This window comes from Streptomyces sp. NPDC041205, from assembly GCF_055591765.1.
The window spans coordinates 96398-117154 of sequence record NZ_JBVIZH010000001.1 but is presented as its reverse complement, the minus strand read 5'-3'; the positions used below and the strand labels follow the sequence as shown (position 1 = coordinate 117154).

Sequence of the window (20757 nt, the reverse complement as noted above, 5' to 3'; positions counted from 1 at the left end):
GGCGCGCCCGACGAGTCGACCTAAGGGGAGGGCCTTACCCGGGCCCCGTACGCGTACGAAGGAGAAGCCCATGCCGGACGACACCGAAGCCCTGCTGCCGGACTTCGGCCCGCAGACACGGCTCGTGGCGCGGCTCGCCGAAGCCGTCAAGGACGACCAGCTCGACGGGCCCACACCCTGCCCCGACTACGCGGTGCGCCACCTCCTCGGCCACGTCGTCGGCCTCACCGCCGCCTTCACCGACGCCGGCCGCAAACAGCTCGGGCCGACCACGGACACCGACCCGGGGAGCGCCCTGCCCGACCTCGCCGATGGCTGGCGGGAGGCACTTCCCGGGCAGCTCGCCCAACTCGCCGAGGCGTGGCGGGACCCGGCGGCGTGGACCGGGGACACCCGGGCGGGCGGCGTCGACCTGCCCGGCGACATCGCGGGCACCGTCGCCATGAACGAACTCGTCCTGCACGGCTGGGACCTGGCGCGCGCCACAGGGCAGGAGTACGCCCCCGACGAGGTCGGCCTCGCCGTCTCCTACGCCATGGTGTCCGCCACCGCCGCGGAGTCGCCCGAAGCGCGGGGCACCCTCTTCGGACCGCCGCTGCCGGTCGCCGAGGGCGCCTCGCTCCTTGACCAGGTGGTGGCCCTGAGCGGACGCGATCCGTCCTGGCGGCCCTGACCGGGGGCGACCGGTAGCGGCAGGGAGGTGCAACGACCGGTCGCCGCACGGCCGTTGACGCGGACCGCGCGGCGCGCCTAGCTTCATCGCGTCGTACTTCATGCGTCATATATGAGACGCGATACGCGAGAGGCGCGCGCCCATGACTCCAGCGACCTCAGGAACATCGGCGACCCCAGGGGCCTCGACGGCCGCGGGGAGGGCGGGGACGGCCGGGGCCCCGTGGGACTCCGCGGATCCTCGCCGCGCCGCGCTCGCCGATGTCGTGGCCATCCCCGTGACCCCCTTCGCCGCGGACGGCTCCCTCGACCGCGCGGCCCACCGCGCCCTGCTGCGCCGCCTGCTCGACATGGGCATCCGCACGCTCACGCCGAACGGCAACACCGGCGAGTTCCACGCCCTGAGCCCCGAGGAGCGGCGCGCCGTCACCGAGCTGACCGTCTCCGAGGCGGGGGAGCGGGCCGCCGTCGTCGTCGGCGTCGGCCATGACCTGGCGACCGCGACGGCCGACGCCCGGCACGCCGCCGAGGCGGGCGCGCGCCTGGTGATGGTGCACCAGCCCGCCCACCCGTACGTCTCCGGCGCGGGCTGGGTCGCCTACCACCGGGCCGTCGCCGAGGCCGTGCCCGGCCTCGGCGTCGTGCCGTACGTACGCGACCCGCGCCTGCCCGGGGCCCGGCTCGCGGAGCTGGCCGACGCCTGCCCGAACGTGACCGGCGTGAAGTACGCGGTGCCGGACGCGGCGCGCTTCGCCGCGTTCGCGCGGGACGCGGGCGCCGAGCGGTTCGTGTGGGTGGCGGGCCTCGCGGAGCCGTACGCGCCCGCGTACTTCTCGGCCGGGGCGACCGGCTTCACCTCGGGCCTGGTCAACGTGGCGCCACTGCTCTCGCTCGCGATGCTCGGGGCGCTGCGGCAGGGGGACCACGGCACGGCGATGGCGGTCTGGGAGCGGATCCGCCGCTTCGAGGAGCTGCGGGCCGCCGACGGCTCGGCGGCCAACGTGTCGGTGGTGAAGGAGGCGCTCGCGGTCCTCGGCCTGTGCCGACGCGACGTACGCCCGCCGAGCAGCGTGCTGCCGGAGCCGGTGCGCGCGGAGGTCGCGGAGATCGTGGCGGGGTGGGGGCGGTGACGGGCGGCGGGGGCATACCGGGGGCCGGCGGCGGCCCGGACGGCGGGAGCGCGCCGGAGGCCGACGGCGGGCCGGGGGCCGCGCCCGCGCCGGACGACGCGCGCAGCCCCGCCCCGCCCGCCCTGCGCAGCCACCAGTGGTACGGGTCCGGTGTCTCCGCGGGCCTGCGGTCCTTCTCGCACCGCGCCCGCACCCGCCAGCTCGGCTATCTCCCCGAGGAGCACCTCGGCAAGCCCGTCGTGGCGATCCTCAACACCTGGTCGGACATCAACCCCTGCCACGTCCATCTGCGCGAGCGCGCCCAGGCCGTCAAGCGCGGGGTCTGGCAGGCGGGCGGCTTCCCCCTGGAGTTCCCGGTCTCGACGCTCAGCGAGACGTTCCAGAAGCCCACGCCCATGCTCTACCGCAACCTCCTGTCCATGGAGGCCGAGGAACTCCTGCGCTCCTATCCCGTGGACGGCGCGGTGCTGCTCGGCGGCTGCGACAAGTCGACGCCCGCGCTCCTGATGGGTGCCGCGTCCGTCGACCTGCCCACGGTGTTCGTGCCCGCGGGGCCGATGCTGCCGGGCCACTGGCGCGGCGAGGTCCTCGGCTCCGGCACGGACATGTGGAGGTACTGGGACGAGCGGCGGGCCGGTCTGATCGGCGACTGCGAGCTGGCCGAGCTGGAGAGCGGCCTGGCGCGCTCCCCGGGCCACTGCATGACGATGGGCACCGCCTCCACGCTCACCGCCGCCGCCGAGGTCCTCGGCGTGACCCTGCCCGGCGCCTCGTCGATCCCGGCCGTCGACTCCGCGCACGACCGCATGGCCGCCGCGTCGGGCCTGCGCGTCGTCGAACTCGTCCGCCGGGGAAGGACGTTGTCGCGCCTGCTCACCCCCGACGCCTTCCAGGACGCGGTGACGACGGTCCTCGGCCTCGGCGGCTCCACGAACGCCGTCATCCACCTCATCGCGATGGCCGCCCGCGCCGGGGTCCGCCTCACCCTCGACGACTTCGACCGCACGGCGCGGCGGGTGCCGGTGCTCGCCGACGTGCGGCCGGGCGGCTCGACGTACCTCATGGAGGACTTCCACTTCGCGGGCGGCCTGCCCGGCTTCCTCACCCGCATCCCCGACCTGCTGCACCTGGACCGCCCGACCGTCGCCCACGACACCCTGCGCGAGCAGCTCAGGACCGCCCGGGTGCACAACGACGACGTCATCCGCACCCGCGACAACCCCGTGGCCGACGAGGGCGGCGTCGCCGTCCTGCGCGGCAACCTCTGCCCCGACGGCGCCGTCATCAAGCACATCGCCGCCGACCCCCGGCTGCTCCGGCACACCGGCCCGGCCGTGGTCTTCGACGACTACCGCACCCTGCGGCGCACCATCGACGACCCGTCCCTCGGCATCACCGCCGACCACGTCCTGGTGCTGCGCGGCAGCGGCCCCCTGGGCGGCCCCGGCATGCCCGAGTACGGCATGCTGCCGATCCCCGAGCGGCTCCTGAGGCAGGGCGTGCGGGACATGGTGCGGATCTCCGACGCGCGGATGAGCGGCACCTCGTACGGCGCCTGTGTGCTGCACATCGCGCCCGAGTCGCACGTCGGCGGCCCCCTCGCCCTGGTTCGCACCGGCGACACCATCACCCTCGACGTGCCCGCCCGCACGCTCCGACTCGACGTCCCCGACGAGGAGTTGGCCCGCCGCCGCGCCGCTTGGACGCCACCCCCCGTCCGCCACGAACGCGGCTACGGCGCCCTGTACGCCGCGCACGTCACGCAGGCCGACACCGGCTGCGACTTCGACTTCCTCGCCAGACCGGGAGCCGTGCCCGACCCCTACGCAGGCTAGCTTGCTAGGTTGCATTCCTAACTAGGTCGCTCTACGGTCTAGGTAGTTCACAAGACCAGGGGGCGCACGACCATGTCACCACTCCTCGCGACGGACTCCGCACCACACCTCGCGGCGACCTTCTCCGCGGACCACGCGCCGGAGTTCTCCGCCGCCGCCACGGCCGTCGCGGGCGCGCTCGGCGCGTATCTGCTGCTCGTCGAGCCATGGCTGGGCCGCCGGATGTACGCCTCGCTGGCGCGCCGCCGCGCCACCGAACCGCGCGCGCTCGTGCGCTACTTCACCCTCTCCATCGTGCTCTGGTGGGCGTTCGCCGCGCTGGCGGTGAGCGCCCTGCTGCTCTCGCCGGGCGTGCGGGCGGCGGACGTCGGCATGGCGCTGCCGAAGGACCCGCTCTTCTTCCTCCCCGTGGTCCTCCTCTTCGCCGTGATCGCCGTCGCCTCCGGGCGGGCCTTCCGGGACATGGCCAAGGAGGGCAAGCACATCCCGGGCCGGGCCGCCATCGAGGCGATGCTGCCGCGCACCGGCACGGAGCGGCGGCTCGCGGTGGCCGCCGCGGTGACCGACGGCATCTGCGCGGAACTGGTCTACCGCGGCCTGCTCATCGCCTTCGGCGTCGGCGCCCTCGGCCTCGACCCCTACCTGGCGGCGGCGCTCTCGGTCGCCGTGTACGCCCTCGCGGGCTGGTACCAGGGCGCCACCGGCATCGTCGTCCTCGCCCTCTTCGGCGCGCTGCTCACCGGCCTGTACCTGGCCACCGGCAGCCTGCTCCTGCCCATCGCCGTGCACGCCATGATCAGCGTCCGCGACCTGCTGATCCCCGCGCCCGAACTCCCGCACGCCCAGGGCGGCACGGCATGAGCGCGGACCGGCGCGCGAGCTGGTTCAAGGGCGTGCTCGACCTCCTCGTCCTCGCCTCCCTCACCGACGGCGAGAGCTACGGCTACGAGATCGCCAAGCAGCTCGGCGCGGCGGGCTTCGGACAGATCAAGGGCGGCACGCTGTACCCCGTCCTGAACCGCCTGGAGGAGGCGGGCCTGGTGGCGGCGGAGTTCCGGGCGACGGAGAAGGGCCCGGGCAGACGCTACTACTCCCTCACCGCCGAAGGCAGTGAAGTCCTCTCCCGGCAGGGCGAGTTGTGGCTGGCGTTCGACGGTTCGGTACGTGAGGTCCTGGCGAAGGCGGGAGTGCGATGAGCTCGGCGGACACGGCGGACACGGCGGACACGGCGGACACGACGGCGGGGTACCTGGACGACCTCGGCGCGCGGCTGCGGGAGCTCGGGCTGCCCGCCGAGCACGTCAGGGTGACCGTCGCGGACCTCTCGGCGCACCTCGCGGAGTGCGGGGGAGCGGCGGAGGACGAGTTCGGGCCGGTCGAGGAGTTCGCGCGCGAGCTGGCGCCGGGGGCGGTGCGGGAGGCTCCGGTACCGGCCGAGGGGGACGCGCGGGTCGAGGTCTGGCGGTGGACCGCCGACACGTTCGTCGACGAGGAACTGCTCGGCCGGTTCGGCGACGAGGGGTGGGAGATGCGGCGGGTCGACGCGGTCGGCCGGTTCGTCTGCCACCGGGACCTGGACCGCCCCCAGCGGTGGGAGTACCGGAGGGAGCTGGTCACGCGGGGCCGGGAGGGGCTGGACGAGCGGCTGGCGCCCGAGGGCTGGGAGGCCTGCGGCGACTGGTTGGTGTACGCGTGGTTCAAACGCCCCCGCGCGGCAAGCCTCGGCCCCGCGGCGGAACTGTCGGCGGTGCCGTCGGCGCCCTCCCGCCGGAACTTCTTCAGCCGCCGCTTCTACGCCCTGCTGGGTCTGCTGGCGGCCGCCCTCGCCGCGTCCGGCGTCACCGTGGCCCTCCGGGACGGCGACGCGGCCTCCGGCCTGGGCTACGTCACGGGGCTCCTGGCAGGGGCGGCGGTGCCGGTGGCCCTGTTCGCGGCTTGGCGCCATGGGCGCGACCGCCGTCCATAGAGGAGGGGCAGACAGCCCGCAGCTGCCGAAGACGCGCCCGGTGCAGACGGTCCGCAGCCGCGGGACGGCCGGTCGTGGCACTGGCGGCCAGAAGCCTGCGGTCGAGTGGAAACGGGATGGGGGTCCCCCTGCTCTTCAAGAGCTTGGGGGAGGGTGGGGGAGTGATCCGCCGCGCAGCGGCGGGACTGAAGCCCCGGCTAGCGCAGAGCCGCCCGCATCATCGCCGAAGCCACAGGCGCAGCCAGCCCATTCCCACTGACCTCGGACCGAGCGGCGTCGGACGACTCCACGATCACAGCGACAGCGACCTCCTTGCCGTCCCCGCCCTTGGCGTACGAGGTGAACCAGGCGTAAGGCGTCTTGGAGTTGTTCTCACCGTGCTGAGCGGTACCGGTCTTGCCTCCGACGACGGCCCCGTCGATCTTCGCGTTGGTCCCCGTGCCCTCCTCGACGACCGTCCGCATCGCGGACTGCAGCCCCTCGGCGGTGCCGGCGCTCATGACCCGCTCAGAGCCCTCGTCGCCGTAGTCCCGCAGCACGTTGCCGTCCGCGTCGGTCACCTTCGACACCATGTGCGGAGAGGCCAGCTCCCCGCCGTTGGAGATCGCGGCGGACACGAGCGCCATCTGCAGCGGCGTGGCCGTCACGTCGAACTGCCCGATGCCGGTGAGCGCGGTCTGCGCCTTGTCCATGCCGGACGGGTAGGAGCTCTCGGCGGCCCGCACGGGCACGTCCAGCTTGTCGGTGTTGAAGCCGAACTTCTCGGCCTGGGCCTTGACCTTGTCCTGCCCGAGGTCGACGGCCATCTTGGCGAAGACGTTGTTGCAGGAGTACCGCAGGGCCGTGCGGATGGTCGCGTCCTCGCAGGGCGCGGAGGCGTTCTCGTTCTTGAGGACGGTCCGCGTCCCGGGCAGCGTGTACGGGTCGGGGCTCGCGGTCTTCTCGTCGACGGACCCGTAGAGCCCGCTCTCCAGCGCGGCCGCCGCGACGACCAGCTTGAACGTCGAACCGGGCGGCAGCGGCTGGCGCAGCGCGCGGTTCACCATCGGCTTGTCCTCGTCGGACGTGAGCGCCTTCCAGGCGTCGCCGTCGGTGGAACCGCTGATCTTCGACGGGTCGTAGGACGGCGTGGACACCATGCCGAGGATCTTCCCGGTCTTGGGGTCGACGGCGACGGCCGCGCCCTTCTTGTCGCCGAGCGCCTTGTACGCGGCCTTCTGCACGGCCGGGTCGATGGTCGTGAGGACGTCACCGGGGTCGGCACGCTTGTTGGTGAGCGTGTCGAGGGGGTTCTTGAGGCGGTTGTCGGTGCCGTCGAGGAGGTCCTTGTAGATGCCCTCCAGCTGGGTGGCGCCGTACACCTGTGAGCTGTAGCCGGTGACGGCGGAGTACAGCGGGCCGTCCTTGTAGGTGCGTTTGTACGCCAGGTCACCGCCCTTCGTGCGCTGCGAGCCGGTGACGGCGTCCCCGGCCACGATGATGTCGCCCAGCGGGTTCGCGTACTGCTCGATCGCGTTGCGCCGGTTCAGCTGGTCGTCCGCGAGTGCCTTCGAGTCGTGGAACTGCACCCAGGTCGCCCGCACGAGGAGGGCGAGCACCAGGAGCAGCACGAAGACCGAGGTGTGCCTGATCGTCTTGTTCATCCCACTGAAGGACGAGCACCCCGCCGCGTTCCGTTCCCCTCTTGCGGCGATGTGTCCGTTTTCTCAGGAGCTCTTCATGAACCGTGCCGCTCAGGAGCTCAGCTCTTCATGAACCCCGCCTCGTACGCCGCGATCACCGCCTGCGTACGGTCCCGCGCCCCCGTCTTCGCGAGGACCGCCGCCACATGCGTCTTCACCGTCGCCGGGCCGACCTCCATCCGCTCGGCGATCTCCGCGTTGGTCAGCCCGGCCGCCATCAGCCGAAGGACCTCGCTCTCGCGCCCGGTGAGCCGGGCGATCCAGGGCGCCCGCGCGGTCTCGGCGCGCCCGTGCTCGGCGGCGAGCGCGCGCACGGCCGCCGGGAACAGCAGCGAGTCGCTGCGCGCCACCAGGCGCACCGCCTGCACGAGCGCCTCCGCCTCGGCCCGCTTCAGCAGGAAGCCGGACGCTCCGGCGCGCAGCGCCTCGTACACGTAGGAGTCGTTCTCGAAGGTCGTGACGACGACGATGCGGGGCGGCTCGGGCATCGTCTGGAGGATCTGCTCGGTGGCGCGGATGCCGTCGATCTCCGGCATGCGTACGTCCATGAGCACCACGTCGGGCTTCAGCTCGCGCACCACGGACACCGCCTCGGCGCCGGTCGCCGCCTCGCCGACGATCTCCAGGTCGGGCTCGGCGGCGAGGATGGCGCGCAGCGCGGTGCGCACCATGCGCTCGTCGTCGGCGAGGACGACGCGCAGCGGGGCGGCGGGGTCGGTCATGGGTGTCCCTTCGTGCGGGTCGTGCGGGTCGTGTGGGTCGTGCGGGTCGTGCGGGGGTGCTGGGGGTGCGGGTCATACGGGCCCCTTCAGGGGCAGCCGTACGTGGAGTCGCCAGGTGGTGGCGGCGGTGGCGGCGGTGGCGGTGGCCGTGCTGTCGGCCGGAGCGGCGGCGTCGGGCGGTCCGTCGACGGGTCCCGCCTGCGCCGTGCCGCCGAGGAGGCGGGCCCGGTCGGCGATGCCGCTCAGGCCGTGGCCGCCGCCCGCGCGGGTGGGCGCGGGCCCGGATCCGGCGGCGGGCAGCGGATTCTCGGCGACGATCTCCAGGCCGGAGCCGTCGAGGGCGACGCGCAGCGTCACGACGGTGTCCGCCCCGGCGTGCTTGAGGGCGTTGCTGAGGGCCTCCTGCACGATGCGGTAGCCCTCGCGGGACACCATCGGCGGCAGCGCCTCCGCGTATCCGGATCCCGGCGTGCCGAGGACCTCGGGGTCGATGTCCGCGTCGACGCGCAGGCCGCCCGCCCGGGTGCGGTCCAGGAGCCCGGCGAGGTCGCCGCCGAGCGTGGGCGCCGGTGCGGTGGAGCCGCGCTCGCCGCCCTCGCGCAGCACACCGAGGACGGTGTCCAGCTCGCCGACGGTCCGCCGGGTGGTGTCCTCGATGGCGGCCAGGGCCTCGCGGACGAACTCCGGGTCCCGGTCGAGCAGTTTGCGGGCCGCGCTCGCCTGGAGCGTGACGGCGCTGAGCGCGTGGCCCACCGAGTCGTGCAGCTCGCGGGCGAGCCGGTTGCGCACGGCCAGGTCGGCGGCGCGGCGCTCGGCGTCGGCGAGGCGGTCGGCGGGCGTGGGCCCGAGCAGCGCGGGCGCCCAGCGTGCGAGGAGACCGCCCGCGCCCGCCGCGCACCCGGCGAGCGCGACGAGGAACAGGAGACCCGTGACCGGCGCGAGCGCGAGCACCCAGGGTTCCCGCAGGTTCTGGGGGAGCCCGAGCCAGGAGTCCCCGAGGCCCACGAAGACCGGCAGGATGATCTGGAAGCCCGCGAACGGCACGAGCCCGAGCGTCATCCCGCTCATGACCCCGCCGAACCCGAGGTGCAGCGTGAACCAGGCCATGGTGCGCCCGCGCGCGGCCCGTGACCGCGGCGGCCCGTCGGCGAGCGAGGCGTCCGGCACCTCGCACAGCGCCCGCACCGCCGCCACCGACATCGGCCGGGTCAGCGGGAACAGCGCGGTGATCGCGGCGAGCGGCAGCCCGAACGCGAACGACAGGAGCTGGGAGGGGAACGAACCGAGCATCGTGGTCTCGCCGAGCAGCGGCCCGGCCATCGTCGAGCCGACGAGGACGTACGGCATGGCGAGCGCGCCGCCGAGGATCAGATGGATCCACCGGCGCCGCGTCCGCCGCCCGACGAGAACCGTGGCGAACCGCCGCACGCCACCCGGGGAGGGTCGTCTCACGCGGTGCCCGTCCGCGCCGTGCGCCCGGCGCGCGAGGCCGCCCGCTCCTTGAGGAAGCGTGCCCCCGTGACGGCCACGAGCGTTCCGATGATCATCTGTACAGCGTAGGACAGGAGCATCGCGGACGTGGGCCGGTCGGCGACGTCCGCGGTGCCCGCGAACGACGCCGTGAACAGCCACGCGCCCCAGCACGCCACCGCGCCGGACCCGGCGAGGGCGAGCGCGAGCGGCACCTTCACGGGCAGCGCGGGCAGCCGCCGGAACGCGAGGACAAGGACGCCCGCCACGGCCGCGGCGAGGTAGCCGAACTCGAGGGCGGAGAGGACGTGGAAGTCGGACGTGCGCTCGGCGGCGCGCGACTCGTTCAGGCCGAGCGTCGAACCGCCCGCCCACAGCAGCCGCAGCCCGGCCGGGTACAGGGCGAGCACCGCGGCCGTCACCGCGCACACCCGCGTCGCGCGCTCGCCCCGGACCGCCTTCGGCAGGTCCCACACGCGGCCCCGCCACAGGTGCCCCCACCGGTCGCGGGCGTACAGGACGAACAGCAGCCCCAGGCTGAGCCCTTGGAGGATGAACCCGCCGTACACCACCCCGAACACCCACTCGTCGAGGAAGGCCGCGCGGCCGGTCCCCTCGGCGTTGTTCACCGATCCGCCGAGCGCCCGCACGGCGAGCTGCGCCGGGAACCCGGCCATGATCGGGAGCAGCAGCCCGGTCGCGACCCACATGGGCAGGCCGAGCAGCCAGGCCGGAACGCGCCTGCCCCAGGGCCGGGTCAGCAGCAGCGCGAGAACGATGACGGCGCCGTCCATGAGGATGGTGACGCTGTTGGCGACGGCCATCAGACCGCGGTGGTCGAGGAGGGAGCTGCCCTCGGGGATGCCGATGTGGCTCCCGGCGATCCAGGCGACCTTCAGGGAGAGATAGGGCAGGCAGGCGGCCACTGCGACGGCGCGGAGCGCAGGCCGGAGCCTGCCGGGGGAGGAGTGTGCTCCGCGGTCTGCGGCCGGGGCGGGGGCGAGTGTCTGGGTCATGCCTCCACGCTCCCGCCGCGGCCCCGCCCGCCACCTCCTGCCTGCCGGTGAACCGCCTCCGCCGCACGGGGGAGGGGGGCACCGGCCCGCGAGGAGGGGGGCGGGGAGCCGCGCGGCGGGGGCGGACGGACCCAAGAGCCGTCGGGTCGCCGACGTGAGCCGGTGGACCTCGGAGCCGCCGGGTGAGCCGGTGGGTCTCAGAGCCGCCGTGTGGCCAGGGTGAGCCGGTCCCGCGCGTCGAACAGCGCGTCCTTGACCATCTGCTCGTGGGCGGGCGTGAGCCGGGCCACCGGGACCGAGCAGCTGATGGCGTCGCGTGCGGGGGTGCGGTAGGGGATGGCCACGCCGAAGCAGCGCAGGCCCAGGGTGTTCTCCTCGCGGTCCACGGCGAAGCCCTGGTCGCGCACCGCGTGCAGTTCCTCGATGAGCTTCTCGCGGTCGGTGATGGTGTTCTCGGTCAGCGACGGCAGCGTCTCGGGGAGCATCTTGCGGACCTGCTCGTCGGTGTGGGAGGCGAGCAGCGCCTTGCCGAGCGACGTGGAGTGGGCGGGCAGGCGCCGGCCCACGCGCGTGAAGGGGCGCAGATAGTGCTGGGACTGGCGGGTGGCCAGGTACACCACGTTCGTGCCGTCGAGACGGGCGAGGTGGATGGTCTCCGTGGTGTCGTCCGAGAGCCGGTCGAGCGTCGGCCGGGCCGCGGCGACCACCTCGTCGCCGTCGATGTACGACGTGCCGACGAGCAGCGCCCGCACCCCGATGCCGTACCGCGTACCGGTCGCGTCGGTCTCGATCCAGCCCAGCTCGACGAGGGTGCGAAGGAGCATGTAGAGGCTGGACTTCGGGTATCCGACGGCCTCCTGGACGTCGGCGAGGGCGTGCATCCCGGGCCGCCCCGCGAAGAACTCCAGCAACTCCACCGTCCGCACCGCGGACTTGACCTGCGCGCCCCCGCCCGTCTCCCCAGCCGACATCGCCCTTGACCCCTCACGTCCGACAGGAAATAGTCTCCACTGTCCCCACCGATTCATCATCGGGGACGGCGTTCAGCATATCGAACGCCCCTGGTGAGTGGCAGTAGATCCGACGCACGGCGAGCGGCTCGTGACATCCGGGCCGCGGACACCGGCTCGCACGGCAACCCTGGAGGAACCCGCGGTGGCAGCAGCACCAGTCTGGAGTGTGGACCCCCGAACCGGGAAGCGGCGCGCACAGGTCGCCGCCGAGGCCACCGCGCGGGACGTGGACCACGCCGTCACGGCCGCGCACGCGGCGCGCGCCCCGCTGGCCGACCGCACCACCCGCACGGCCTTCCTGCGCACCGCGGCCGACCTCCTGGACGCGGCGCAGGACGACCTGGTCGCGACCGCGGACGCCGAGACGGCCCTCGGCACCGCCCGGCTGACCGGTGAACTGGCCCGCACCCGCTACCAGTTGCGGGCCTTCGCGGACCTCGTCGACGAGGGCGCCTACCTCGGCGTCGTCATCGACCACCCCGACAGTGCCGCCACACCTCCCGTCCCCGACCTGCGCCGCTACAAGATCCCGCTCGGCGTCGTCGCCGTCTACGCCGCCTCCAACTTCCCCTTCGCCTTCTCCGTGCCCGGCGGCGACACCGCGAGCGCCCTGGCCGCGGGCTGCCCCGTCGTCGTCAAGGCGCACCCCGACCACCCCGACACCTCCGAGCGCGTCGCCGCCGTCCTGCGCGCGGCCGCCACGCGTCACGGACTGCCCGCGGCCGTCGTCGGCCTGGTGCACGGCTTCGAGGCGGGCGTCGACCTGGTCCGCCATCCGCTGGTCGCGGCCGCGGGCTTCACCGGTTCGGTACGCGGCGGCCGCGCCCTGTTCGACGCGGCGGCCGCGCGCCCCGTGCCGATCCCCTTCCACGGCGAACTCGGCTCCCTCAACCCGGTCGTCGTCACCGAGGCCGCGGCCGCCGAGCGCGGCGAGCAGATCGGCACCGGCCTCGCGGGCTCCATGACCCTCGGCGTCGGCCAGTTCTGTGTGAAGCCCGGCCTGGTCCTCGCCCCCGAGGGCGCGGGCGGCGACCGCCTCCTGAAGTCCCTGACGGAGGCCGTCGGCGCCACCGCCCCCGGGGTCCTCCTCGACCAGCGCATGCGCGACACCTTCGTCGCCGGGGTCGTCGAGCGCGCCCAACTGCCCGACGTGAGCGCCCCGGTGGCGCCGGGTGCCGCCGACGAGCACACCGTCACCGCCGGCTTCCTCACCGTCCCCGCCGCCCGCCTCGCCGCCGCGGGCGCCCACGACCTGCTCCTCGAAGAGTGCTTCGGCCCGGTCACCGTCGTCGCCCGGTACACGGACGAGGCCGAGATCACCGCGGTGCTCGCCCGGCTCCCCGGCAACCTCACCGCGACCGTGCACCTGTCCGCCGAGGAGGCCGCGGGCGACCCGGCCGCGCAGGGGCGCGGCACCCGCCTCCTGGCCGAACTGACCCCGCTCGCCGGGCGGGTCCTCGTCGACGGCTGGCCCACCGGCGTCGCCGTGGCCCCCGCCCAGCAGCACGGCGGCCCCTACCCCGCCACCACCAGCACCTCCACCTCCGTCGGCGGCACCGCCATCGAGCGCTGGCTGCGCCCCGTCGCGTACCAGAACACCCCCGAGGCGCTGCTTCCGCCGGAACTCCACGACGCCAATCCCCTCGGTCTGCCGCGCCGCTACGACGGGCGCCTGGAACACTGACGGCATGAACGCCAAGCAGACCGGCAGCCTCACCCTGCCCGAACTCCCCTTCCCCTTGCGGCCGTACGGACCCGAGGGCGACTGGAGCTACGAGAACGGCGCCCTCACCGGCTGGGCGGGACCCCGCCAGGACCGCTTCGTGCCGCCCACCGGCGAGGCCCTCGACCCGGCGTCCGACGCGCCCCGGCTGCTCGGCGCGCCCGAGGGGGACTTCCAGCTGATCGCCCGCGTCACGGTCGGCTTCGCCGCCGCCTTCGACGCGGGCGTGCTCTACCTGCACGTGGCGGAGCGCGAGTGGGCCAAGCTCTGCTTCGAGCGCTCCCCGGACCGCCCCACGATCTGCACGGTGGTCACCCGGGGCCGCTCGGACGACGCCAACGCCTTCGTCGTGGACGGCTCCAGCGTCTGGCTGCGGATCAGCCGCACGGGCACGGCGTTCGCCTTCCACGCCTCGACGGACGGCGCGCACTGGACGTTCGTGCGCATCTTCCAGCTCGGCGACGAGAAGGCGGCCGCCGCGGCGCTCGTCGGCTTCCTCGCGCAGTCGCCGCAGGGCGAGGGGTGCGTGGTGACGTTCGAGGAGATCGAGTTCCGCCCGAACTGGCCGAAGGGCCTGCGCGACGGCTCCTGAGCCGGTCCGTTCCCCTCGTCAGAGCGTGACGCGCGTCCCCGTCGCGGCGGCCCGCTCGATCGCGTCGAGCAGCCGCTGGCGCCGGGCGGCGTGCGCGAAGTCCGGCACGGTACGGGTGCCTTCGCGCAGGTCGCGCAGGATGCGGGCGTACTGGACCCCGACGTTGTACGCGGGCTCCGCACGCAGGCCGTCCAGCTCGGGGACGTCGAAGTACCGCTCGGGGACAGGCAGTTCGGCCAGTTCCGTGGCCGCGCCCCGGGCGCCCCGCACCGTCAGCCGGGCCTGCTGCAGATGCCCGTGGTCACCGGTCACGACCAGGTCGCCGTCCGTGCCGTTGATCTCCCAGTGGAAGTCGGTGCCGCGCGAGAGCCCGCCCCGGAAGTGCACGGACGCGACCGCGCCGGAGGCGAGCCGCCCGCTGACCGCGACCTGGTCCTCGACGGTCATCGGGACGGCGCGGCCGCTGCCCTCCTCCCGAACGACCGGCCGCCGGGTCGCCGTCGTCGCCGACACCTCCGCGAACTCGCCGAGCACCATCGCCAGCGAGTCCACGGTGTGACCGAAGGGGATGGTGAGCATCGTGCCGCCGTTCTGCTTGTCCAGGAGGTAGGCGCCGCCCGGCTCGAAGACGGGTCCCCAGCGGCGGCCCGACGCGACGAGGCTCATGGACAGCACGTCACCGACGAAGCCGTCGGCGACCAGGTCGCGCAGATGCCGCACGGCGGGCGCCGACCGTGCCTGGAGCCCGGCGAACGTCCGCACCCCGGCGCGGGCCGCCACCGCCGCCAGCTCCTCCGCCTCCGTGACGCCGTTCCCCAGCGGCCACTCCGACAGGACGTGCTTCCCGGCCGCCAGCGCCGCGAGGATCACCTCCCGGTGCCGGGGCACGCGGACGCTCACGACGACCAGGTCCACAGCCGGGTCCTTGGCCAGCTCGGCGGCGGAGCCGTAGGCGCGGCCGATGCCGTACTTCTCGGCCGCGGCGCGGGCCGACTCCGGCGTCGACGCGGCCAGGGCGCGCAGGTCGTAGCCAGTGAGGCGGGTGAGGGCGGGGAGGTGGGAGTGCGGGGCCCAGCCGGAGCGGGCGGAGAGGCCGACGATGCCGACGCCGACGGTGCCTGTGGCGTTCCGGGTGTTCTCGATCATGCCCGGACCGTAGGGGCCGGAGGCCGATCACCCGCAAGGGCACCAACTATATTCTGGAAACCATGACAGCTCAGAGCCGCTTCACGCCGCCGTCGGCGGCCGCGGAGCACCGGCACGACATCTACGGGCTGCTGTGCCCCGGCCGGGAGATCTTCGAACTGCTCGCCACCAAGTGGGTGGGCCTCGCGATCACCGCCCTGGAGGACGGGCCCCGGCGGTTCGGCGAACTCCGCTCCCGCCTCGAAGGCGTCAGCCCGAAGGTCCTCACGCAGACGCTGCGGCGCCTGGAGGACTACGGCCTGGTGCGCCGCACGGTCTTCGCCGAGGTCCCGCCCCGGGTCGAGTACGAACTCACTCCGCTGGGCAGAGGCGCGCTGGAGCCCCTGGCCCACCTGCGCACCTGGATCCGCGCGAACACCCACCGCTTCGGCCCCCACCCGGGGTGACCGCCCGCCCGCACGGGCACCCTGGGCCGGGGCTGTGCCCACCCCGTGCCGCCCCTGGCGGCCCAGTTGCCCACAGGGGTGGAGGGGCGGGAGCCGGGCGGCCGCCCGCCGGGCAGGGGGCGGGGAGCGGAGGCGCCCGTAGGGCATACCGACCGGTAGACGCCGGACGGCCGGTCCCGACACCGGGAAGCAAGGTCGACCTGCGGTGGCGGTCGGCGTGGGGGCGGGGCCGCGGCGCGGGACTGGCGGTCCACTGGAAACGGGATGGGGGCCCTGCTCTTTAAGAGCTTGGGGGAGGCTGGGAAAGAATCCCGGCGCGGAGCGGCGGGAATGGAAACTCCCGGCCCCGGGTTGCACAGACGCGGAGGACGTCTCCGCTTCGTACGACCCGAGGAAGAACCACATGCGCGTCGAGATCTGGAGCGACATCGCCTGCCCCTGGTGCTACGTGGGCAAGGCCCGCTTCGAGAAGGCCCTCAAGGCCTTCCCGCACCAGGACGCCGTAGAGGTGATCCACCGCTCCTTCGAGCTGGACCCGAACCGCCCGAAGGGCGACACGGCCGCCGTGATCCCGATGCTGGCGCAGAAGTACGGCATGACCGAGGACCAGGCGAAGGACGCCGAACGCCGCCTCGGCGACAACGCGGCGGCCGAGGGCCTCGCGTACCGCACCGAGGGCCGCGACCACGGCAACACCTTCGACATGCACCGCCTCCTGCACTTCGCGCGGGAGAAGGGCGGCCAGGACGCCCAGGACCGCCTCATCGGCGCGTTCTACCGCGCCAACTTCGCCGAGGAGCGCTCGGTCTTCGACGACGACGAGCGCCTGATCGCCCTCGCCGCCGACGCTGGCCTCGACGCGGACGCGGCGCGCGCGGTCCTCGCCGACCCCGACGCGTACGCCGAAGCGGTCCGCGCCGACGAGCGCGAGGCCGCCGAACTCGGCGCGAACGGCGTGCCGTTCTTCGTGCTGGACCGGAAGTTCGGCGTCTCCGGCGCCCAGCCCGCCGAGGTCTTCACGCAGGCCCTGGAGCAGGCGTGGGACGCCCGCTCGCCGCTGACGGTGCTCACCGAGGGGGCCACCGAGGGCGCCGACGGCGACGCCTGCGGCCCGGACGGCTGCGCGGTGCCGCGCGCCTGAACCGACCCGCACAGCCCCGCGCTGGACGGCATCGGACGGCATCGGACGGCATCACCCCTGGTCGGAGGCCATGAGTAAGCGTCGCTAAGCGGTATGGGTCAGGCATCCGCAATGGACCGGGCCCGGCCGGGGCGGCACAGTGATCCCATGGAGACTTCCGGCCAGGGCCCCGTCCAGACCGTCCAGACCGCTTCGAGTCCCGCCACCACACCGGCGGCCTTCGAGGCGCTCGTACGCTCCGAGTTCACCCCCCGCACCACGTATCTGAACAGCGCGAGCACCGGCCTGCTTCCGGGCCGCGCCGTCCGGGCCATGCACGAGGCGACCCTGTCCGTGGCGGAGGGCCGCCCCGCCGACATGTTCGCGGACGTGGAGGCGGCCCGCGCCGCCTTCGCGCGCCTGGTCGGGGTGGCGCCGAGCCGGGTCGCGGCGGGCGCGTCCGTCGCCGTGTACAGCGGCCTGGTCGCCGCCTCGCTGCCCGCGGGCGCCGAAGTCCTCACCGCCGAGGCCGACTTCAGCTCGACGGTGAACCCCTTCCACATGCGCGCCGACCTCAAGGTCCGCACCGTCCCGCTGGAGCGGATCGCGGAGTCCGTGCGCCCGGGCACGGCCCTGGTCGCGGTCTCGGCGGCGCAGTCGGCGGACGGCAGGATCGCCGACCTGCCCGCGCTGCGCGCCGCGACCCGCGCGCACGGCGCCCGCCTCTATCTGGACGCCTCGCAGGCGACGGGCTGGCTGGACCTCGTCGAGCACATCGCCGACGTGGACTTCCTGTCGTCGGTGGCCTTCAAGTGGCTCACCTGCCCGCGGGGCGTGGCGTTCTTCGTGGTCCCCGACGGCCCCGAGGACCCCGAAGCTCCCGAGGCCTTCGGCGGTGTGCCCGCGCTGCTCGCGGGCTGGGTCGCGGGCGAGCGCCCCTGGGACAGCTGCTACGGCCCGATCGCCGAACTCGCCCGCTCCGCGCGGCGGTTCGACGAGAGCCCGAGCCTGTTCGCGTACGCGGGCGCGCGGCACTCCCTCGCGGTGATCGAGGAGCTGGGAGTGGCCGCGATCCGCGCCCACGACCTGGCGCTCGCGGACCGCTTCCGCGCCGGACTCGCGGCGCTCGGGCACGAGCCGGTGGACGCGCCCGGATCGCCCATCGTGTCCGTGCCCGGACTCGGCGTCCGGCAGGCGGAGTTGAGCGCGGCGGGCGTCGAGGTGTCGGACCGCGCGGGCCAGCTGCGGGCGGCCTTCCACCTGTACAACACGGAGGCCGACGTGGACCGGCTCCTGGAGGTCCTGGGCGAGAGCTGAGCCGGGCCCGAGGGCCGGGACCGGGGCGGGGTCGAGGCCGCGCCCCGGCCCCGGCCGCCCGCCGCCCTACCTGCGCAGCGCCTCCCGCCGCGCCTCCTCCGGGCAGTCCGCCGTCTCCACGCAGAGGTTGGTCTCGACCCGGGTGAGCAGCCGGGCCAGCTCCGCCCGCTCGTCGGGGGCGAGCCCGGCGAGGGTGTGGTCCTCCAACTGGCCCCAGGAGCGCCGCACTTCGGCGAGCAGCCCGCAGCTGGAGTCGGTCGCCTCGACGAGCACGGCCCGGCGGTCGTCCGGGTCGGGGCGTCGCCGCACGTGCCCGGCCTGCTCCAGGCGCTGGAGCATCTTGGTGACCGTCGACGGGTCGAGGTCGAGGATCTTGATGAGGTCGGACTGGCGCACCGGGCCCGCGTCCCACAGGTGCATCATCACGAATTCCTGGCCGGGGTAGAGGCCGAGGCCCTTCAGGAGCTTGCCCGCCGCGATCCGGTGCAGCCGGGCCACCCGGCTGATCACCATGCTGACCGGGCCGTCCTCGGCGGCCAGCGGCAGCCGCTCCCTACACGCGGGGTCGGCCTGTGCGGCCCCCGCCGTCCCTGTGTCGGCCTTCATCGCAGCTCCTGCCCTTCGCCGGCCCGGCCCTGTTCGCCGTCGCCGTCCTCCACCAGTGTCGTCCTGGTTCCCCTCCGAGATTAACTTGGTCGGCCAAGGAATGCGCTACAGTGACTCCCGGTTGAATTACTTGGCCGACCAACCTTCGTACGCCCTGGAGCTGTGATGACCACCGCATTCGACCCGATCGACCTGCACGGCGTGTCCCTCACCAACCGCATCGCCCTGGCGCCGATGACCCGCAGCCGGGCGGGCGCGGGCGGCGTCCCCACCGGCCTCGTCGCCGAGTACTACGCCCAACGCGCCAGCGCCGGCCTGGTGATCACCGAGGGCGTGCAGCCCTCCCCGGTGGGCCAGGGCTACCCGGACACCCCGGGCCTGCACAGCGCCGAGCAGGTCGAGGGCTGGCGCAAGGTCACCGACGCCGTGCACGCCAAGGGCGGCCGGATCTTCGCCCAGATCATGCACACGGGCCGCATCGGCCACCCCTCGCTGCTCCCCGACGGCCTGGTGAACGTCGGCCCGTCGCCGATCGCCGCCGCCGGGCAGGTCTACACGCACGAGGGACCGAAGGACTTCGTCACGCCCCGCGAGCTGACCGGCGACGAGGTGCGCGCCACCATCGGCGAGTTCGTCGAGGCCGCCCGCAACGCCATCGAGGCGGGCTTCGACGGCGTGGAGCTGCACGGCGCCAACGGCTATCTCATCCACCAGTTCCTCGCGCCGGGCTCCAACCAGCGCGACGACGAGTGGGGCGGCTCGCCCGAGAAGCGCATCCGCTTCGCCGTCGAGGTCGCCAAGGCCGTCGCCGCCGAGATCGGCGCCGCCCGCACGGGCATCCGCCTCTCGCCCGGCAACCCCTTCAACGGCATCCACGAGCCCGACCCGGAGGAGGCCTACCTCGCCCTGGCGAAGGAGCTGAACACCCTCGGCCTCGCCTATCTGCACATCATGGAGGTCGGCGAGGTCCGCGAGCTGACGCAGGCGCTGCGCAAGGAGTTCGGCGGCACGTTCATCCTCAACCCCGCGACCGAGGGTCCCACCGGCCACGACGACCTGGCCCTGATCGAGGAAGGCGCCGCCGACCTCGTCTCCTTCGGCTCCCTGTTCCTCGCCAACCCGGACCTCCCGGCCCGCCTGAAGACCCGTGGTCCGTACAACACGCCGGACCAGTCCACGTTCTACGGCGGCGACGCCAAGGGCTACACGGACTACCCGGCGCTGCGGTCCGCGTGACCCGCTGACCCACGAGCGGAAACGCCGACGGCGGTGGCCCGGCACCGAAGAGGTGCCGGGCCACCGCCGTCGGCCACGCGGCTCGGCGCATCAGGACGTCAGAACGTCAGGACGTCACCCCACCGGCGTGAAGTCCCGCGCCCCGATGTACTCGGGCCGCCGCACCGGCGCCGCGAACGGCTCGACCGCGGCGTTCTCCACGCTGTTGAAGACGAGGAAGACGTTCGAGCGCGGGTAGGGCGTGATGTTGTCGCCGGAGCCGTGCATGGCGTTGCAGTCGAACCAGGTCGCCGAGCCCGCCTCGCCGGTGAACAGACGGATGCCGTACTCCCCGGCGAGCTTGGTCAGCGCCTCGTCGGACGGCGTGCCCGCGTCCTGCATCTGCAGGGACTTCTTGTAGTTGTCCTTGGGCGTCTCGCCCGCGCAGCCGAGGAACGTCCGGTGCGATCCTGGCATGATCATGAGCCCGCCGTTGGTGTCGTGGTTCTTGGTGAGCGCGATCGACACCGAGACGGTCCGCATGTTCGCCAGGCCGTCCTCCGCGTGCCAGGTCTCGAAGTCCGAGTGCCAGTAGAAGCCCGACGCCCCGAAGCCCGGCTTGACGTTGATCCGGGACTGGTGGACGTACACGTCGGAGCCGAGGATCTGGCGGGCCCGGCCGACCACGCGCGGGTCGGCCGCGAGGCGGGCGAAGACCTCGCTGATCCGGTGCACCTCGAAGATGGACCGGATCTCCCGGGAGCGCGGCTCGACGATGGAGCGCTCGTCGGCGCGCATCGCCGGGTCGTTGATCAGCCGCTCCAACTCGTCGTGGTACTCGGCCACTTCCGTGGGCGTGATGAGCTGCTCGATGGCCAGGAAACCGTCGCGTTCGAACCCCGCCAGGTCCTCGCCCGTGATGGGGCCCTCGGTACCCGGCGCGGACCACACCACGGGGTCCTTGCGCTCGATGAGCACCTCTTCGGCGCCTCGGGTCGGGTACAGGTCGGCGGTGCGTCCGGGTGCGGTGGTCATGGTGTTGCCTGCCTCTCCTCTCTCGTACGGCCCTGTGCGGGATGTCCTTGC

20 protein-coding genes are annotated in these 20757 nt (G+C 73.8%); 12 read left to right on the top strand and 8 right to left on the bottom strand.

The window, feature by feature from the left end; genetic code table 11:
* The first annotated feature begins 70 nt into the window (after window positions 1-70).
* The 6 genes from ACZ6BG_RS00560 to ACZ6BG_RS00535 all read left to right on the top strand — a co-directional run bounded on the left by ACZ6BG_RS00560 (window position 71) and on the right by ACZ6BG_RS00535 (window position 5603).
* On the top strand, window positions 71-673 hold the full coding sequence (locus ACZ6BG_RS00560; protein ID WP_468994743.1) for a TIGR03086 family metal-binding protein: 603 nt from the start codon (window positions 71-73) through the stop codon (window positions 671-673).
* Window positions 674-815: 142 nt separating this feature from the next.
* Window positions 816-1802 (top strand): dihydrodipicolinate synthase family protein, encoded by a 987-nt coding sequence (locus ACZ6BG_RS00555; protein WP_468994740.1) that lies wholly within the window; start codon window positions 816-818, stop codon window positions 1800-1802.
* Window positions 1803-1924: 122 nt separating this feature from the next.
* Window positions 1925-3637 (top strand): L-arabinonate dehydratase, encoded by a 1713-nt coding sequence (araD, locus tag ACZ6BG_RS00550; protein ID WP_468997798.1) that lies wholly within the window; start codon window positions 1925-1927, stop codon window positions 3635-3637.
* Between the two features lie 72 nt (window positions 3638-3709).
* Window positions 3710-4498 carry a CPBP family intramembrane glutamic endopeptidase gene (locus ACZ6BG_RS00545; protein WP_468994737.1) on the top strand — a complete coding sequence of 263 codons (789 nt, stop codon included), beginning with the start codon at window positions 3710-3712 and terminating at the stop codon, window positions 4496-4498.
* Complete coding sequence (locus tag ACZ6BG_RS00540) at window positions 4495-4833, top strand: PadR family transcriptional regulator (protein ID WP_468994733.1); 339 nt, start codon at window positions 4495-4497, stop codon at window positions 4831-4833. The genes ACZ6BG_RS00545 and ACZ6BG_RS00540 overlap by 4 nt, the downstream gene beginning before the upstream one ends.
* On the top strand, window positions 4830-5603 hold the full coding sequence (locus ACZ6BG_RS00535; RefSeq protein WP_468994729.1) for a hypothetical protein: 774 nt from the start codon (window positions 4830-4832) through the stop codon (window positions 5601-5603). Before ACZ6BG_RS00540 ends, ACZ6BG_RS00535 begins: the two co-directional genes overlap by 4 nt.
* Window positions 5604-5800: 197 nt before the next feature.
* Here ACZ6BG_RS00535 and ACZ6BG_RS00530 read toward each other — a convergent pair whose 3' ends face one another.
* From ACZ6BG_RS00530 to ACZ6BG_RS00510, 5 genes are all read right to left on the bottom strand, one after another.
* Window positions 5801-7246: a peptidoglycan D,D-transpeptidase FtsI family protein gene (locus tag ACZ6BG_RS00530; protein WP_468994723.1), complete on the bottom strand. Its 1446-nt coding sequence runs from the start codon at window positions 7244-7246 to the stop codon at window positions 5801-5803.
* A gap of 98 nt (window positions 7247-7344) precedes the next feature.
* Complete coding sequence (locus tag ACZ6BG_RS00525) at window positions 7345-8007, bottom strand: response regulator transcription factor (RefSeq protein WP_468994720.1); 663 nt, start codon at window positions 8005-8007, stop codon at window positions 7345-7347.
* Between the two features lie 72 nt (window positions 8008-8079).
* Window positions 8080-9435: a sensor histidine kinase gene (locus tag ACZ6BG_RS00520; protein WP_468997795.1), complete on the bottom strand. Its 1356-nt coding sequence runs from the start codon at window positions 9433-9435 to the stop codon at window positions 8080-8082.
* A 20-nt stretch (window positions 9436-9455) separates the two neighbouring features.
* The gene (locus ACZ6BG_RS00515) at window positions 9456-10493 is read right to left on the bottom strand and encodes a hypothetical protein (protein ID WP_468994718.1); all 1038 of its coding nucleotides are present in this window, start codon (window positions 10491-10493) and stop codon (window positions 9456-9458) included.
* 197 nt (window positions 10494-10690) lie between these two features.
* Window positions 10691-11464 carry an IclR family transcriptional regulator gene (locus tag ACZ6BG_RS00510; protein ID WP_385710880.1) on the bottom strand — a complete coding sequence of 258 codons (774 nt, stop codon included), beginning with the start codon at window positions 11462-11464 and terminating at the stop codon, window positions 10691-10693.
* A 184-nt stretch (window positions 11465-11648) separates the two neighbouring features.
* Between ACZ6BG_RS00510 and ACZ6BG_RS00505 the strand changes: the two genes are divergently transcribed.
* Both ACZ6BG_RS00505 and ACZ6BG_RS00500 read left to right on the top strand, forming a co-directional pair.
* Window positions 11649-13190 carry an aldehyde dehydrogenase (NADP(+)) gene (locus tag ACZ6BG_RS00505; RefSeq protein ID WP_468994713.1) on the top strand — a complete coding sequence of 514 codons (1542 nt, stop codon included), beginning with the start codon at window positions 11649-11651 and terminating at the stop codon, window positions 13188-13190.
* A gap of 4 nt (window positions 13191-13194) precedes the next feature.
* On the top strand, window positions 13195-13821 hold the full coding sequence (locus tag ACZ6BG_RS00500; RefSeq protein ID WP_468460586.1) for a DUF1349 domain-containing protein: 627 nt from the start codon (window positions 13195-13197) through the stop codon (window positions 13819-13821).
* Between the two features lie 18 nt (window positions 13822-13839).
* Here the strand turns inward: ACZ6BG_RS00500 and ACZ6BG_RS00495 are convergent, their stop codons facing one another.
* On the bottom strand, window positions 13840-14967 hold the full coding sequence (locus tag ACZ6BG_RS00495; protein ID WP_468994710.1) for a Gfo/Idh/MocA family protein: 1128 nt from the start codon (window positions 14965-14967) through the stop codon (window positions 13840-13842).
* Between the two features lie 62 nt (window positions 14968-15029).
* Here ACZ6BG_RS00495 and ACZ6BG_RS00490 point away from each other — a divergent pair, with 62 nt between their 5' ends.
* The 3 genes from ACZ6BG_RS00490 (at window position 15030) to ACZ6BG_RS00480 (ending at window position 17850) form a co-directional block, all read left to right on the top strand.
* Window positions 15030-15413, top strand: a complete 384-nt coding sequence (locus ACZ6BG_RS00490) for a winged helix-turn-helix transcriptional regulator (protein ID WP_468994705.1) — start codon at window positions 15030-15032, stop codon at window positions 15411-15413.
* A 403-nt stretch (window positions 15414-15816) separates the two neighbouring features.
* A complete protein-coding gene (locus ACZ6BG_RS00485; protein ID WP_468994703.1) occupies window positions 15817-16554 on the top strand; it encodes a DsbA family oxidoreductase in 738 nt (245 codons plus the stop codon).
* A gap of 111 nt (window positions 16555-16665) precedes the next feature.
* Complete coding sequence (locus tag ACZ6BG_RS00480; protein ID WP_468994700.1) at window positions 16666-17850, top strand: aminotransferase class V-fold PLP-dependent enzyme; 1185 nt, start codon at window positions 16666-16668, stop codon at window positions 17848-17850.
* Window positions 17851-17916: 66 nt separating this feature from the next.
* Here the strand turns inward: ACZ6BG_RS00480 and ACZ6BG_RS00475 are convergent, their stop codons facing one another.
* Window positions 17917-18456 carry a MarR family winged helix-turn-helix transcriptional regulator gene (locus ACZ6BG_RS00475; protein ID WP_468994696.1) on the bottom strand — a complete coding sequence of 180 codons (540 nt, stop codon included), beginning with the start codon at window positions 18454-18456 and terminating at the stop codon, window positions 17917-17919.
* Between the two features lie 165 nt (window positions 18457-18621).
* Between ACZ6BG_RS00475 and ACZ6BG_RS00470 the strand changes: the two genes are divergently transcribed.
* The gene (locus ACZ6BG_RS00470; RefSeq protein ID WP_468994692.1) at window positions 18622-19692 is read left to right on the top strand and encodes an alkene reductase; all 1071 of its coding nucleotides are present in this window, start codon (window positions 18622-18624) and stop codon (window positions 19690-19692) included.
* A gap of 114 nt (window positions 19693-19806) precedes the next feature.
* On the opposite strand, the gene thpD is transcribed toward ACZ6BG_RS00470, so the two are convergent.
* Complete coding sequence (thpD, locus tag ACZ6BG_RS00465) at window positions 19807-20706, bottom strand: ectoine hydroxylase (RefSeq protein ID WP_468994689.1); 900 nt, start codon at window positions 20704-20706, stop codon at window positions 19807-19809.
* Window positions 20707-20757 lie beyond the last annotated feature (51 nt).

Bases quoted from the DNA above. Each gene is read 5' to 3' on its own strand.
- ACZ6BG_RS00560 (WP_468994743.1), top strand. From the start codon at position 71: ATGCCGGACGACACCGAAGCCCTGCTGCCGGACTTCGGCCCGCAGACA.
- ACZ6BG_RS00555 (WP_468994740.1), top strand. From the start codon at position 816: ATGACTCCAGCGACCTCAGGAACATCGGCGACCCCAGGGGCCTCGACG.
- ACZ6BG_RS00545 (WP_468994737.1), top strand. From the start codon at position 3,710: ATGTCACCACTCCTCGCGACGGACTCCGCACCACACCTCGCGGCGACC.
- ACZ6BG_RS00540 (WP_468994733.1), top strand. From the start codon at position 4,495: ATGAGCGCGGACCGGCGCGCGAGCTGGTTCAAGGGCGTGCTCGACCTC.
- ACZ6BG_RS00535 (WP_468994729.1), top strand. From the start codon at position 4,830: ATGAGCTCGGCGGACACGGCGGACACGGCGGACACGGCGGACACGACG.
- ACZ6BG_RS00530 (WP_468994723.1), bottom strand. From the start codon at position 7,246: ATGAACAAGACGATCAGGCACACCTCGGTCTTCGTGCTGCTCCTGGTG.
- ACZ6BG_RS00525 (WP_468994720.1), bottom strand. From the start codon at position 8,007: ATGACCGACCCCGCCGCCCCGCTGCGCGTCGTCCTCGCCGACGACGAG.
- ACZ6BG_RS00515 (WP_468994718.1), bottom strand. From the start codon at position 10,493: ATGACCCAGACACTCGCCCCCGCCCCGGCCGCAGACCGCGGAGCACAC.
- ACZ6BG_RS00510 (WP_385710880.1), bottom strand. From the start codon at position 11,464: ATGTCGGCTGGGGAGACGGGCGGGGGCGCGCAGGTCAAGTCCGCGGTG.
- ACZ6BG_RS00500 (WP_468460586.1), top strand. From the start codon at position 13,195: ATGAACGCCAAGCAGACCGGCAGCCTCACCCTGCCCGAACTCCCCTTC.
- ACZ6BG_RS00495 (WP_468994710.1), bottom strand. From the start codon at position 14,967: ATGATCGAGAACACCCGGAACGCCACAGGCACCGTCGGCGTCGGCATC.
- ACZ6BG_RS00490 (WP_468994705.1), top strand. From the start codon at position 15,030: ATGACAGCTCAGAGCCGCTTCACGCCGCCGTCGGCGGCCGCGGAGCAC.
- ACZ6BG_RS00485 (WP_468994703.1), top strand. From the start codon at position 15,817: ATGCGCGTCGAGATCTGGAGCGACATCGCCTGCCCCTGGTGCTACGTG.
- ACZ6BG_RS00480 (WP_468994700.1), top strand. From the start codon at position 16,666: ATGGACCGGGCCCGGCCGGGGCGGCACAGTGATCCCATGGAGACTTCC.
- ACZ6BG_RS00475 (WP_468994696.1), bottom strand. From the start codon at position 18,456: ATGAAGGCCGACACAGGGACGGCGGGGGCCGCACAGGCCGACCCCGCG.
- ACZ6BG_RS00470 (WP_468994692.1), top strand. From the start codon at position 18,622: ATGACCACCGCATTCGACCCGATCGACCTGCACGGCGTGTCCCTCACC.
- thpD (WP_468994689.1), bottom strand. From the start codon at position 20,706: ATGACCACCGCACCCGGACGCACCGCCGACCTGTACCCGACCCGAGGC.